Below are 13,719 nucleotides of genomic sequence, written 5' to 3' on the forward strand. Positions count from 1 at the left end.
ACAGCATGCGCAAGTCAATCAGCCGCTTGGCGGCCAGTATCGGTCTAGGCGCCAGTCTGCTCGCCGGCAGTCTGGTAGCCCCTGCAACAGCTCAGGCCGAAGGTGAAATTCGCATTGCCGAACAGTTCGGCATTGTCTATCTGCTGCTCAACGTTGTGCGCGATCAAAACCTGATCGAGAAGTACGGTAAAGAGCAGGGCATCGAGATCAAGGTCGACTGGACGCAGCTGTCCGGCGGCGCGGCAATCAACGATGCGCTGTTGTCCGGTTCCGTGGACATTGCTGGCGCGGGGGTCGGCCCATTGCTGACGATCTGGGACCGCACTCAGGGGCGCCAGAACGTTAAGGCCGTGGCTTCGTTGGGCAACTTCCCGTACTACCTGGTCAGCAGCAATCCCAAGGTCAAGACCATCGCCGACTTTAGCGAGAAGGACCGTATTGCGCTGCCAGCGGTGGGCGTATCGGTGCAGTCGCGCTTCCTTCAGTACGCTGCCGCCAAACAGTGGGGCGACGAGGCGTTCAATCGTCTCGACAAGTACACACTGGCGGTTCCGCACCCAGACGCTACCGCCGCCTTGCTGGCAGGTGGCACCGAGCTGAACGCGCACTTCTCCAACCCACCGTTCCAGGACCAGGTATTGGCCAACAAGGACGTGCATGTGGTGCTCAATACCTACGACCTGCTCGGGCCTAACTCGCCAACCGTGTTGTTCGCCACCGAGAAATTCCGCAAGGACAACCCCAAGACCTACAAGGCCTTCGTTGACGCCCTGGCTGAGGCCGCAGACTTCGCCCAGAACGACAAGGCCGCCGCAGCCGACACGTATATCCGTGTGACCAAGGCCAAGATCGACCGTGAAGCACTGCTCAAGATCATCGACAACCCGCAGTACGAGTTCAGTGTAACGCCGAAAAATACCTACCCGCTGGCTGAGTTCCTCTACCGCGTGGGCGCGATCAAACACAAACCAGAATCCTGGAAAGACTACTTCTTCCAGGATGAGAAGCCGCTGCAAGGGAGCTGAATCGGATGAACACCCCATTGCAAGGCCACACGGTCAGCAAGTTGAGCCGCGTCGCTACGCCGCCGCTACTGCAGGTGGATAACGTTAGTCTGGAATACCGCACTGCGCAGAGCGTGGTGCGGGCCACTCACCAGGTCAGTTTCGAAGTGGACAAAGCGGATCGCTTTGTCCTGCTTGGCCCCTCCGGTTGCGGTAAGTCCACCTTGCTCAAGGCGGTCGCCGGCTTTATCGAGCCGCGGGAGGGGCAGATCCGCTTGCAGGGCCAGGCGGTACATGGCCCGGGGCCGGATCGGATCGTAGTGTTCCAGGAGTTCGACCAACTGCCACCGTGGAAAACCGTCAAACAAAACGTCATGTTCCCATTGCTGGCGTCGGGCACGCTCAAGCGCAAGGAGGCCGAAGCACGTGCCTTTCAATATTTGGAGAAAGTCGGCCTGAGCGGCTTTGCCGATGCTTATCCACATACCTTGTCGGGCGGCATGAAAGCTCGGGTCGCCATCGCCCGTGCGTTGGCCATGCAGCCGAAAATCCTGCTGATGGACGAACCCTTCGCCGCGCTCGATGCGCTGACCCGGCGCAAGATGCAGGAAGAATTGCTGCTGCTATGGGAAGAGGTGCGTTTCACCTTGCTGTTTGTCACCCACTCGATCGAAGAAGCGCTGGTGGTGGGTAATCGCATTCTCCTGCTGTCACCTCATCCAGGGCGGGTGCGTGCCGAAATCCATAGCCATCAGTACGACCTGCAGAGCCTTGGCGCCAGTGACTTTCAGGCCTCGGCGCTACGTATCCATCGCTTGCTGTTCAACGATGACGCTCCAGCCGAGCACGACCCGGCATGGGGTTTTGCCGACATCCGTATCGCCTACTGACCGGGAGCTTTCTCATGCTTACATCTGTTACGCCGCGTCAGGAATACGAAGTTGTCCTCGAACCGCTGATCAGTGTTCCGATTGAGCGCGAACTGCCCTTGGGCCAGCGCTTGTGGCAACAGGCTTGGTTGCGCAAGGGACTGATTCTGCTGTTGCTGGCCACGGCGTGGGAAGCCATTGCCCGTTATCAGGGCAACGACTTGCTGTTGCCCAGTTTCCTGCAAACGGCAGCGGCCTTGTATGACGGCCTGTTTAGCGGCGAGCTGCCGGCTAAGGTCGGTGTCTCCCTGGTGGTGCTGCTCAAGGGCTATCTGCTGGGTATCGTGCTGGCGTTTGGTTTGACCAGCCTGGCTGTCTCGACCCAATTCGGCCGCGACCTGCTCAGTACATTGACCTCGATGTTTAACCCGTTACCAGCCATTGCCTTGCTGCCGCTGGCCCTGCTCTGGTTTGGCCTGGGCGACAACAGTCTGATTTTCGTTCTAGTGCATTCGGTGCTCTGGGCCTTGGCCCTGAACACCTATGCCGGATTCCTCGGCGTCTGCGAAACCTTGCGCATGGCCGGGCGCAACTACGGCTTGCGCGGTCTTCGGCTGGTGCTGCACATTCTGATCCCGGCCGCGCTGCCGTCGATTCTCTCGGGCCTGAAGATCGGTTGGGCCTTCGCTTGGCGCACCCTGATTGCCGCCGAACTGGTGTTCGGCGCCACCAGTGGCAAAGGCGGACTGGGTTGGTACATCTTCCAGAACCGTAACGAGCTGTACACCGACAAAGTCTTCGCCGGGCTTGCCGTGGTAATTCTGATCGGCCTGCTGGTGGAAAGCTTAGTGTTCAACAATCTGGAGCGCATCACCGTGCGCCGCTGGGGCATGCAACGCTGATGGACTCAGATCGTCTGGTATTGCGCTGCCGCATTGCTCAGGGTTTCGGCAATCTGCTGGCGCAGGACCAAGGGCTGTTCGACGATCAAGCCATCTCCCTGACTCAGTAACCACCAGCGCAACTGCCAACTGTTGCTTACCGTCGCCCGCAAGCAATGGCCTTGTTCCAGCGGGGTCAGTTGCATGTCCGCCGACAGCGGCGTCTCCCGCACCAGGCGTGCCAGGTTGTCGCTTATCCAGGCCTGCAGTTCGATCTTGTCGGTATCGCCAAACTGCAGGGCATCGCTGCGTAGGTAAGCCTGCAGGTCAAAGTCGTGCAAGCCCTCGGTGGCACTGTCGAGCACGCGCAGGTGACGAAAGCGATGCACCGCAAACTGACGAATGTCGCTGTAAGGCGCAGCAGTAGCGATCAGATAGCTGATCTGGCCACGCTGGATCAGCGCCAGTGGATTGAGGGTCATCTCACTGATCTTGTCGTTGTGCGCCGAGTAATACTGGCAGCGCAGTTGGTACTCCTCAAGCAGGGCATGCTGCAGGGTCTCCAGAATCGTATCCGGGACTTCCGGGGCCTGCATGTTCATGTCCGCTCGGACGCTGGCGACTTTATCCAGCCAACGTGCTGCCTTGTTGGCGCTGGACAGGTGTTCAAGCTTTTGCCGGGCATGACTGAAACGCGCATCGAGCACCTTGAGCATGCTGCTGGGCAACAACGGTCGAACGGCTTCCTCGACCAATGCCAGGCTCAGCGCCTCATTGATACTGATGCCGCGCAATTCAACGCAGGCATTGGTCGCCCAGTGCCAGCCATAGGGAATGCTCTTGTCATTGCGTTCCAGCGGAAAAATCAGTGACAGCTCGTTCAAGTCGCGTTCGATGCTGCGTTTACTGATGGAAAAGCCGGCGTCTTGCAGGCGCCCCACCAGCTCGGCGCTGGTGATGCCTGGCGAGCGGCTGGGCAATTGGCGCAGCAACTCCCATTGACGGCTGAGGGTGGCGCGGGTCGTGGCGGAGGGCAAAAGGTGGCGTCCTTGTCTAGTCTTGCGGTTGTAGCATGGTCCTAGTGGAAAGATATGGCAATTGGCCATTTATCTATCAAATCAAGGATGAAGCAGTTGATTTGCCTCAACCGAATCGTTCGCGACAGGTTTTGTCGTGGCTCTGCGCAGAATCACGCCTCATCACACCCGCCATCGGTTCGGGGGGTTGTTCAATGAGGATGAACATGTCAGCTGCCAGCAACATCTACCCACTGCTCGAGCGCCTGTTACCTGAGCGCATCATTCCGGCACCTGGCCGTTGTGGTCAGCGGGAGCGGCTGTACAACGGTGTGGGGATGCCCAGCCAGCGTGCGGCCCTGGGCGAAAGCTTCATCCTGATCAGCCGTCTGGAAGAGGCCACGGACCTGCAGGCGCTGTACAACGATCTGCGCGATCAGGCCCTGGACGGGAATGTTGCGGCGCTCAACGACCTGGGCTGGATCTGGCTCAATGGTAAATACTGGCGTGCCGATCCGACGCTGGCCGGCCACTTGCTGCGTATGGCGGCGTTGCAAGGCAGTGCTCCGGCCTGGTTCAACCTGGGTCAACAGTACTATTTCGGCAAAGGGGTGGATGTTGCCTATGCCTCCGCGGCCGAGTACTACCAGCAAGCGTTTGAGCGCGGCCTGGAGCAAGCTGCCGCGGCGTTGGGCGATCTCTACGAGGAAGAGATCTGCGACAGCGACGAGCAGCAGTGGGTGGTCGACCTGCAACAGGCCTACCGCTGGTTCTTGCGCGGTGCCCAGAGGGGCGAGGCGCGCTGCCGGTTCGAAGTCGGTTACCGGTTGCTACACGGACAGAGCGTAGCGGCTGACCACAAAGCGGGCGTGTATTGGTTGGAGCTGGCGGCCGTCGCCGGGGTGATGCAGGCGGCTGAAGAGCTGGCGGTGCACTTCAGCATTTCCCAGAATGCCTTGCGCTACCTGTTCTGGCGGGACCAGGCCATCGTCATGGGAAGCTCGCTGGCGCTGACTATGAAGCTGGAGGATCAAATACAGCCGTGAAGGTGGCGCCCGTCAGCCGCGCTTGACGGCGGGGGCGTGGATCGAAGAATATAGATAGTTAGCAAACTATGAATATGACAACGGCCCGTCCCCCATGACTCTCGAAGCGCTGCACCTGAACATCAGCACCGGCATGGTGGTGGCCAGTCGGCTATGGCGCCGGATCTGTCAGACGACGCTGGCCGGCTATGGTATTTCCGAGGCCTGCGCCATGCCGCTGCTGACTATCGTGCGCTTGGGCGACGGTGTGCACCAAGTGGCGGTTGCCCAGGCTGCAGGGCTTGAAAGCCCATCGCTGGTGCGCCTGCTCGACCAGTTGTGCAGTTCAGGGCTCGTTTGCCGGACGGAAGACCCGGTGGACCGCCGTGCCAAGGCCTTGAGCCTGACCCCTCGTGGTCGGGAGGTGGCTGAAGCCATCGAGGGCGAGCTGGTACGCCTGCGCCAAGAGATCCTGCAAGGTATTGACGAAGCTGATCTGCTGGCGACCCTGCGCGTATTGCGCGCCTTCGAGACTGCCGCACAGCGCACGCCGGGCGTGCCTTCATGAAGGGCTTCTTCAGCACTTTGCCGCCTGCCCGTGACTGGTTCTACGGCGTGCGCACCTTCGCCGCGTCGATGATCGCGTTGTACATCGCCTTGCTCATGCAGTTGCCTAGGCCTTACTGGGCCATGGCCACTGTTTATATCGTCTCCAGCCCATTCGTTGGGCCGACCAGCTCCAAAGCGCTGTACCGTGCTATGGGTACGCTGCTGGGCGCCGCTGGAGCGGTGTTCCTGGTGCCATTGCTGGTGCAGACACCCTTGCTGCTGACAGTGGCCATTGCCTTGTGGACCGGCACCTTGTTGTTCCTGTCGCTGCACCTGCGTACCGCCAACAGCTATGCCTTGATGCTGGCTGGTTATACCTTGCCAATGATTGCCCTGCCGGTGGTCGACGACCCGCTACGGGTGTTCGACATCGCTTCCTCGCGGGCCCAGGAAATCTGCCTGGGTATTGTCTGTGCCGCAGTGGTCGGTGCGATCTTCTGGCCGCGTCGGCTGACCCCGGTGCTGGTCGGTGCTACCGGTAACTGGTTCAACGAGGCAATCCGCTACAGTGATACGTTCCTGGCTCGCCAGACGTCGGCCGATACCGTTGGCGCCTTGCGCGCTTCAATGGTGACTACCTTCAACTCGCTGGAGCTGATGATTGGCCAGTTGTCCCACGAAGGCGCGCGGCCGCAGACGGTCAAAAATGCCCGCGAATTGCGCGGGCGGATGATTCATCTGTTGCCGGTGGTCGACGCCCTCGACGATGCGCTGTTGGCCCTGGAGGCCCGCGCTCCGGCAGAGGCAGAACAGCTGCAACCGCTGTTGGAGCAGGCGCGTGACTGGCTAAAAAGCACCGCCAGCGACGCTGCACCGGGCCGTTGGTCGACCTTGAAGGCGCAGCTCGAACACCTGCAGCCGAGCGTCGTGGCACTCGATGAACGCGCTTCGCTGTTGCTATCCAATGCCCTCTACCGTCTGGCCGAATGGGTCGATCTGTGGCAAGACTGTTGCAGCCTGCAACATGCCATTCGCAACGATGACCAGTCGCCATGGCGTGCGGTGTATCGGCACTGGCGCCTGGGGCGGCTGACGCCGTTCTTCGACCGTGGTCTGATGCTCTACTCCGTGTTTTCCACCGTCACGGCGATCATCGCCGCCACCACGTTGTGGATCCTCTCGGGCTGGAACGATGGCGGCAGTGCGGTGATTCTTGCCGCTGTGGCTTGCAGCTTCTTCGCCGCCATGGACGACCCGGCCCCGCAGATATACCGGTTCTTCTTCTGGACCGCAGTATCGGTGGTGTTTGCCAGCTTGTACCTGTTCCTGGTGCTACCGAACCTTCATGACTTCCCGATGCTGGTGTTGGCTTTTGCCGTGCCGTTCATCTGTGTGGGCACGCTCACGGTACAGCCTCAGTTTTACCTCGGCACCCTGCTGACCATCGTCAACACCGCTTCGTTCATCAGCATCCAGGGCGCCTACGACGCCAACTTCCTGACCTTCATCAACTCCAACCTGGCAGGTCCTGTAGGGTTGTTGTTTGCCTTCATCTGGACCCTGGTGATGCGCCCATTCGGTGTCGAACTGGCGGCCAAGCGTCTGACCCGCTTCAGCTGGCGCGACATCGTCGGCATGACCCGCCCGGCAACGTTGGCCGAACACCGGCGCCTTGGCGTGCAAATGCTCGACCGCCTGATGCAACTTCTGCCGCGCTTGATCCAGACCGGCCAGGATACCGGCACCGCCCTGCGCGATCTGCGTGCGGGCCTGAACCTGCTTGATCTGCTCGCTTATATGCCACGGGTTGGCGCGCAGACACGGGCATCACTGGAGCGGGTGGTTGAAGAAGTCGGCGAGCACTTTCAGGCCTGTCTGGACGCCCGTCAGCGTCTGCATGCGCCGCCGGCTTTGCTGCAGAACATGGAGCGCGCCCGCCGTGCCCTGAATCTTGAAGACCTGGCCGACAACGCCGAAACCCGGCTGCAATTGCTGCACGCGTTGAGCGGCCTGCGCCTGGCCCTGCTGCCTGGGGTTGAGGTGGTGCTGGAGCCGTCTGATGAGCCGCCACAACTGCCCTATGGCATCGATGGAGCCCCACTGTGATCGGTGAATTGGATATCAGCGGGGTGTTCCTGCCCACGCTGCTGGTGATGATGGTCCTCACCTACCTGCTGTTTCTCGGGGTGCATGCCGTGCTCACCCGTGTGCATTTCTATCGCCTGGTCTGGCACCGGGCGTTGTTCAACGTTGCTCTCTACGCCGTGCTGCTCGGCACGGTCGACCACTTTTGCCGAAACCTGATGCTGCCATGAAAAAACCCTTGTTGACGCTGGGCCGCGTGGTCCTGACCCTGCTGGTAGTGACGCTGGCGACCGTACTGGTCTGGCAGATGGTCATGTACTACATGTTCGCTCCCTGGACTCGCGACGGGCACATCCGCGCCGACGTGATCCAGATTGCCCCTGACGTGTCCGGCCTGATCCAGAAGGTTGAAGTGCGTGACAACCAGGTGGTCAAGCGCGGCGACGTGCTGTTCACCATCGACCAAGACCGCTTCAAGCTAGCCCTGCGCCATGCTCAGGCGACCTTGGCCGAACGCAAGGAAACCCTGGCCCAGACCAGCCGAGAAGCCCGCCGTAACCGTGGTCTGGGCAATCTGGTGGCGCAGGAGCAACTGGAAGAGAGCCAGTCCCGCGAGGCCCGAGCGCAGTCGGCGCTGGCCGAGGCACAGGTCGCGGTGGACGCTGCGCAGTTGAATCTGGACCGTTCAGTGGTGCGCAGCCCGGTCGATGGCTACCTGAACGACCGCGCGCCGCGCCCCCATGAATTTGTCAGTGCTGGCAAAGCCGTGCTCTCGGTGGTCGACAGCAGCTCCTACCACGTTGATGGTTACTTCGAAGAAACCAAGCTGTCTGGCATTCATATCGGTCAGGCGGTGGATATCCGCGTAATGGGCGACAACGCCCGTTTGCGTGGGCATGTACAGAGCTTCGCTGCCGGTATTGAAGACCGTGACCGCAGCAGCGGTGCCAACCTGCTGCCTAACGTCAATCCGGCGTTCAGTTGGGTGCGCCTGGCTCAGCGGATTCCGGTGCGGATCGCGTTCGATGAAGTGCCAGCGGACTTTCGCATGATTGCCGGACGTACCGCGACCGTGTCGATTATCGACGGTAAAGATCAATGAAACGCCTGTCTCTGCTTGGCCTGAGCCTGTTGCTGTCGGCCTGCCAGATGGTCGGCCCGGATTACCAATTGCCCAAGGACGGCGCGATCCAGCGTGCCGACCTACAGGGTCAGCTGCGTCAGGATGCCAATAGCGTAGTGTCGGCGCCGGTGCCGCAGAACTGGTGGCACCTGTATCACGACCAGCGCCTCAACACCCTGGTCAGCCAGGCCCTTGCGGCCAACACCGAACTGCGTGTCGCTGCTGCCAATATCGCCCGTGCCCGTGCCCAGGTTGAGCAGGCTGAAGCCCAGGGTGGGCTCAATGGCGGCGTGAAACTCGGGGCCCAGCGCTTGCAGGAGTCCGGCGAAGCGTTCCTGCTGCCGGAGAAGGTGCCGGTGGCGAACATTGGTGAAGCGATCATCAGCGCGTCCTACCAGTTCGACTTGTGGGGCACCCTCAAGCGTGGTGTCGAAGCTGCTCAGGCCAATGCCGATGCTACCCAAGCCGCTGCCGATACCGCACGAATCACCGTGGTCGCCGATGTTGTGCGCGCCTACACTCAGGTGTGTGCTGCTAACGAGGAGTACCACATCGCCCGTGAGTCCCTGGACCTGCAAGAGCAGAGCGTGACCTTGACCCAGCGCCTACGCGACGCTGGGCGTGGTGACGAAACTCAGGTCACCCGTTCGCAGACCCAATTCAAGTCACTGCGCGCCGAGCTGCCGCGCTACCAGGCTGCACGTGAGGCGGGCTTGTATACCCTGTCGATGTTACTGGCCAAACCCGTGGCACAGCTGCCAGCCGGTACCGCCGACTGCGCTGAACTACCGCACATCGCGCAAGTGCTACCGGTGGGGGATGGCGCCGCGCTGCTCAAGCGGCGTCCGGACGTACGTCAGGCTGAGCGAAGTCTGGCGGCGGCAACGGCGACCATCGGTGTGGCCACCGGTCAACTGTATCCAGACATCAGCATCGGTGCCCAGGTCGGCACCATTGGTATCCTGGAAAACCTCGGCGAGCCAGCGACCAACCGTTGGGGCTTTGGCCCGCTGCTGACCTGGACGGTGCCGACCAACGGCTCGCGTGCACGTATTCGCCAGGCCGAAGCTACAACTCAGGCGGCGCTGGCGCATTTTGATGGGGTGGTGCTCAATGCCATCCGCGAAACCCAGACCAGCCTGGCGCAGTACAGTGCATTGCTTGAGCGCCGTGATGCCTTGGCGGAGGCGGAGAAGTCGGCGCAGTTGGCCGCTGACCAGACCCATCGCTTCTATCAGGCTGGGCGTGAGTCATTCCTGGCGGATCTGCAGGCGACGCGGACCTATACCGACATGCGCGCGCAACTGGCGATGGCCAACACGCAGGTGGCGATGGGGCAGATCGGCTTGTTCCTGGCGTTGGGTGGCGGCTGGTAACGTCAGCCTCACAGCTGCGGCCTGCATCGAAACCCTGTGGGAGCCGGGCTTGCCGGCGATAGGCCGCCGCTGCAGTTTCACTTGTCCACAAACCCCTTGAGCATCTCGATCGGCAACGGAAAGACAATGGTCGACGACTTGTCCCCGGCAATACTGCCCAGGGTCTGCATGTACCGCAGTTGCATGGCCCCCGGCTGGCGCCCGAGCATCTCTGCCGCCTGCATCAGTTTCTCCGAGGCCTGCAATTCACCTTCGGCGTGAATCACCTTGGCTCGCCGTTCGCGTTCGGCCTCCGCCTGGCGGGCAATGGCGCGGATCATCGACTCGTTGAGGTCGACATGCTTGATCTCGACATTGGCCACCTTGATGCCCCAGGCGTCCGTTTGTGCATCAAGCACTTCGCGGATATCCAGATTCAGGCGTTCGCGTTCAGCCAGTAATTCGTCCAGCTCATGCTTGCCGAGCACCGCGCGTAGGGTTGTCTGCGCCAACTGGCTGGTGGCCATGAGAAAGTCTTCGACCTGAATGATCGCCTTCTGTGGATCAAGCACACGAAAGTACAGCACCGCATTGACCTTGACCGAAACGTTGTCGCGGGTGATCACATCCTGTGGTGGTACATCGAGCACGATGGTGCGCAGGTCGACCCGAACCATTTGCTGGACACCTGGAATCAACAACACCAGACCGGGCCCCTTGACCCGCCAGAAACGCCCAAGTTGGAACACCACGCCCCGCTCGTACTCGCGCAGGATGCGAAACGCTGACAGCAACAGCACTGCGGTCAGCGCCACCAGCGCACCAAAACCCAGTTCGAAGAACATGCTCAATCTCCTTGCACCACAGCGTCTGCCGCGGCACTGACGTCCAGAAGTACGCCCTTGCGTGAGATCACCCGGACGCGTTGACCTACCTGCAGCGGCGTCTGGCACTGCGCCTGCCACTGTTCACCCTGCGCCTGCACCGAACCGATATAGGGGTCGCTGTCATTGACTGCCATTACCGTCGCCAGGCTACCGACCAGCCCGGCGTCACCGCTGACCAGCGCGCGCCTGCGTGCTTTTATGGCCATGCCCAGCACACCGCCTAGTAACAATGCCGAGACCAGCGCCAGGAACAGGATCAGCGCCAGCGGGATGCCAAAACCGGGCACGTCGGTGTCCATTAGAATCACCGCGCCGACCACAAAGGCGACGATGCCGCCGAAGCCAACCACGCCAAAGCTGGGCATAAACGCCTCAGCGATCATGAATGCCACGCCAAGCAAGATCAGCCCGATACCGGCATAGCTCACTGGCAACAACTGCAGGGCATACAGGGCCAACAACAGGCAGATACCGCCGATCACCCCACCCACCCCGGAACCTGGGCTCATGAACTCGAACATCAGACCGTAGACACCGATCATGATCAGGATCAGAGCGACACTGGGGTTGGTGATGACTGCCAGCAAACGGGTGCGCCAGTCGGGTTGGCGCTCGATCACCGCCGCGCCAGCCGTGTTCAGTTGCAGCGGTTGTCCAGCGACGTCGACGGTTTTGCCGTCGAGCTGTCGCAACAGGTCAGGCAGGTCATTGGCAACCTGGTCGATCACCTTCAGGCGCAGGGCATCGCTGGCGGGCAGGCTGACGGCTTCGCGCACCGCCTGCTCGGCCCAGTCGGCGTTGCGCCCGCGCAACTGAGCCAAGCCGCGAATGTAGGCCGCCGCATCGTTGACCTGCTTGCGGGTCATGGTGTCTTGTTCGATCTGCGGTGATTGCTTGTCGCCAGTCGGCGCTGCCGGTGGCGCCGCTGGGTCCTTGGGAGGGCCGGGTAAACCGCCAATCTGCACCGGCGTGGCAGCGCCGAGATTGGTGCCGGGGGCCATGGCTGCGACATGGCTGGCGTAGAGGATGTAGGTGCCGGCACTGGCCGCCCGGGCGCCACTGGGGGCGACGTAACTGGCCACTGGCACGGGGCTGGCGAGAATTGCTTTGATAATCTCGCGCATCGAGCTGTCCAGTCCGCCAGGAGTGTCGAGGCGGATCACCACCAACTGTGCATGCTCGGCTTTGGCGTGCTCCAAACCACGAATCAGATAATCGGCACTGGCCGGACCAATGGCGTCGTTGATACTCAGTACCAGCACTGGCTGGCCGGGCGCAGCCTGGCCGCTCGAAATTGCGCCGAGCCAGAGCATTACCAGCAGGTGCCGAAACCAACGAGCGATCACCTGAATTCACCCGTCTTGTATGTGTCCAATAAGTTTAGTCGGCTGCCTCGGGCAGCACGGCCTAAACTTCACAAGTGGGGGCTAGCTCTATACGGAGGTGCACCATGCGTATGGCAAAAACCCTGCAGCAGTGCCTGGACAAGGCCGGCTGCGACTACGACATCGTTCCTCACGCGCACTCATCCACCAGCCTTGAGTCGGCGCGCATGGCCGGAGTACCCGCTGAGCGGGTAGCCAAGTCAGTCATGCTCGACGACCGCCACGGCAACTACCTGATGGCTGTATTGCCGGCCAACCGTCACTTGGACATGAGCAAGGTACAAGCTACCGGGCAATGGCATATGACCTCTGAAAGCAACCTGCCACACCTGTTTGGTGACTGCGAACGCGGTGCTATCCCGGCCATGGGCGATGCCTATTCGATCAAGATGCTGGTTGACCCGACCCTGACCCGTCAGGGCGATATCTATGTCGAAGCCGGCGATCACGATCACCTGATCCACATGAACATGACGCAGTACCTGAAACTGGTGCCTAACGCTGAAGTGCGTGAGGTTTGCTGATGATCAACCCACTGCCAGGCTGGCGTCGTGGACGACCGGCCTGGCCTAAAGGAGTGACCCATGGAAGCACCTACCCATAAGTTTTCAGATTTGTTCAAACAGCTGGGTCTGCCCGACGATCCAGTCGGCATCGATCAATTCCTTACCAGTCATTCGCCACTAAAGGGCGATATAAAACTGGTCGACGCACCCTTTTGGACGCCGTCTCAAAAGGCTTTTCTCCAAGAGAGTGTCACTGAAGACTCCGACTGGGCGGTGCCGTTCGACCAGCTCAACGAAGCCTTGCGTAACCCGAAAAAATAAACGCCGAGCGGCACCTGATACCGGCGTTCGGCGTTGCTATGCTCAGAAAAAAACAACAGGGGACAGCGCCAATGAAAGAGCCCTATGCCGTTGGTTTTTGGTGTGCCGTGACTGCTTTGAGTTTGCTGACCGTCGGTTATTTCTATGGAGTCAAGGAGACCTATCAACTCAACCAGGCCCTGGTGTTTCTCTATGCCGCCGGTGGCGTGATCGGGGCATTGGCGCTGACGGCGCTGGCCTGGATCGCCTGGCAGCAACTAAGGGTCAGCAAACGCCAGTTGGCCCAGGGGCGCACTCTGGTGGCGATCTGGAACACCAAGGTTGCCTTGCGTCGAGTCGAAACTGTGTTCGACCGTTATTTCTGGGGCAGCTACTGGCAGCCGGGGCGCACCTTTCAGGAAGTTATGGGGGAGCTTGAAGGCACGCCACTTGAGCAAAGCCTGGAGGCCCTCAAACGCCAATGTCGGGAGCTGGACAAGGAAACCCATGACCTGCGCCGGCACTGGCTGGATAACGCCCGTGAGCTCTCTACCGTGGCCACCGCCATGGCCCGCGAGCGCTATCAACTGGACCTGTGCGATTCGCAGCAAAGTAGCGGGCGAGGGGGCGCAGTGCTCAATCGGGATCTGGAAGTGCTGGTCTACACTTGGTCGGCGCGTCTGCGCAGCTTCGACCACCAGCTCGATGAGCTGGAGGGCGAATACCGCTGAGAG

General features: G+C 61.0%; 15 protein-coding genes. 12 read left to right on the forward strand and 3 right to left on the reverse strand.

Annotation, left to right across the window (positions count from 1 at the left end):
• The first annotated feature begins 5 nt into the window (after positions 1 to 5).
• From CX511_RS01470 to CX511_RS01480, 3 genes are read left to right on the forward strand one after another with little or no spacing between them, the layout of a single operon-like run.
• Positions 6 to 1,025 carry an ABC transporter substrate-binding protein gene (locus CX511_RS01470; protein ID WP_045181225.1) on the forward strand — a complete coding sequence of 340 codons (1,020 nt, stop codon included), beginning with the start codon at positions 6 to 8 and terminating at the stop codon, positions 1,023 to 1,025.
• Positions 1,026 to 1,030: 5 nt separating this feature from the next.
• The gene (locus CX511_RS01475; protein WP_045181223.1) at positions 1,031 to 1,894 is read left to right on the forward strand and encodes an ABC transporter ATP-binding protein; all 864 of its coding nucleotides are present in this window, start codon (positions 1,031 to 1,033) and stop codon (positions 1,892 to 1,894) included.
• 14 nt (positions 1,895 to 1,908) lie between these two features.
• On the forward strand, positions 1,909 to 2,775 hold the full coding sequence (locus CX511_RS01480) for an ABC transporter permease (RefSeq protein WP_045181220.1): 867 nt from the start codon (positions 1,909 to 1,911) through the stop codon (positions 2,773 to 2,775).
• 5 nt (positions 2,776 to 2,780) lie between these two features.
• On the opposite strand, the gene CX511_RS01485 is transcribed toward CX511_RS01480, so the two are convergent.
• The gene (locus CX511_RS01485) at positions 2,781 to 3,791 is read right to left on the reverse strand and encodes a helix-turn-helix transcriptional regulator (protein WP_101293113.1); all 1,011 of its coding nucleotides are present in this window, start codon (positions 3,789 to 3,791) and stop codon (positions 2,781 to 2,783) included.
• Between the two features lie 206 nt (positions 3,792 to 3,997).
• On the opposite strand from CX511_RS01485, the gene CX511_RS01490 reads away from it, so the two are divergent.
• The 6 genes from CX511_RS01490 (at position 3,998) to CX511_RS01515 (ending at position 9,928) form a co-directional block, all read left to right on the forward strand.
• On the forward strand, positions 3,998 to 4,816 hold the full coding sequence (locus CX511_RS01490; RefSeq protein WP_045181215.1) for a tetratricopeptide repeat protein: 819 nt from the start codon (positions 3,998 to 4,000) through the stop codon (positions 4,814 to 4,816).
• A 94-nt stretch (positions 4,817 to 4,910) separates the two neighbouring features.
• Positions 4,911 to 5,363, forward strand: coding sequence for a MarR family winged helix-turn-helix transcriptional regulator (locus tag CX511_RS01495; RefSeq protein WP_101293112.1), 453 nt, complete (start codon positions 4,911 to 4,913; stop codon positions 5,361 to 5,363).
• Positions 5,360 to 7,450 carry an FUSC family protein gene (locus tag CX511_RS01500; protein WP_045181210.1) on the forward strand — a complete coding sequence of 697 codons (2,091 nt, stop codon included), beginning with the start codon at positions 5,360 to 5,362 and terminating at the stop codon, positions 7,448 to 7,450. The genes CX511_RS01495 and CX511_RS01500 overlap by 4 nt, the downstream gene beginning before the upstream one ends.
• Positions 7,447 to 7,659 carry a DUF1656 domain-containing protein gene (locus CX511_RS01505; protein WP_028943804.1) on the forward strand — a complete coding sequence of 71 codons (213 nt, stop codon included), beginning with the start codon at positions 7,447 to 7,449 and terminating at the stop codon, positions 7,657 to 7,659. Before CX511_RS01500 ends, CX511_RS01505 begins: the two co-directional genes overlap by 4 nt.
• Positions 7,656 to 8,531, forward strand: a complete 876-nt coding sequence (locus CX511_RS01510) for an efflux RND transporter periplasmic adaptor subunit (RefSeq protein ID WP_045181205.1) — start codon at positions 7,656 to 7,658, stop codon at positions 8,529 to 8,531. Before CX511_RS01505 ends, CX511_RS01510 begins: the two co-directional genes overlap by 4 nt.
• Entirely contained in the window at positions 8,528 to 9,928 is a 1,401-nt protein-coding gene (locus CX511_RS01515) for an efflux transporter outer membrane subunit (RefSeq protein ID WP_045181202.1), read from the forward strand. The genes CX511_RS01510 and CX511_RS01515 overlap by 4 nt, the downstream gene beginning before the upstream one ends.
• A 77-nt stretch (positions 9,929 to 10,005) precedes the next feature.
• On the opposite strand, the gene CX511_RS01520 is transcribed toward CX511_RS01515, so the two are convergent.
• A complete protein-coding gene (locus CX511_RS01520; protein ID WP_101293111.1) occupies positions 10,006 to 10,752 on the reverse strand; it encodes a slipin family protein in 747 nt (248 codons plus the stop codon).
• Positions 10,753 to 10,754: 2 nt separating this feature from the next.
• Complete coding sequence (locus CX511_RS01525; RefSeq protein ID WP_045181197.1) at positions 10,755 to 12,140, reverse strand: NfeD family protein; 1,386 nt, start codon at positions 12,138 to 12,140, stop codon at positions 10,755 to 10,757.
• Positions 12,141 to 12,244: 104 nt separating this feature from the next.
• On the opposite strand from CX511_RS01525, the gene CX511_RS01530 reads away from it, so the two are divergent.
• The 3 genes from CX511_RS01530 (at position 12,245) to CX511_RS01540 (ending at position 13,716) form a co-directional block, all read left to right on the forward strand.
• Positions 12,245 to 12,703, forward strand: coding sequence for an aminoacyl-tRNA deacylase (locus tag CX511_RS01530; protein ID WP_045181194.1), 459 nt, complete (start codon positions 12,245 to 12,247; stop codon positions 12,701 to 12,703).
• A 60-nt stretch (positions 12,704 to 12,763) separates the two neighbouring features.
• On the forward strand, positions 12,764 to 13,006 hold the full coding sequence (locus tag CX511_RS01535) for a DUF2789 domain-containing protein (protein ID WP_045181191.1): 243 nt from the start codon (positions 12,764 to 12,766) through the stop codon (positions 13,004 to 13,006).
• A gap of 71 nt (positions 13,007 to 13,077) precedes the next feature.
• On the forward strand, positions 13,078 to 13,716 hold the full coding sequence (locus tag CX511_RS01540) for a hypothetical protein (protein WP_045181188.1): 639 nt from the start codon (positions 13,078 to 13,080) through the stop codon (positions 13,714 to 13,716).
• Positions 13,717 to 13,719 lie beyond the last annotated feature (3 nt).

Source organism: Pseudomonas sp. S06B 330, assembly GCF_002845275.2.
Taxonomy (GTDB): domain Bacteria; phylum Pseudomonadota; class Gammaproteobacteria; order Pseudomonadales; family Pseudomonadaceae; genus Aquipseudomonas.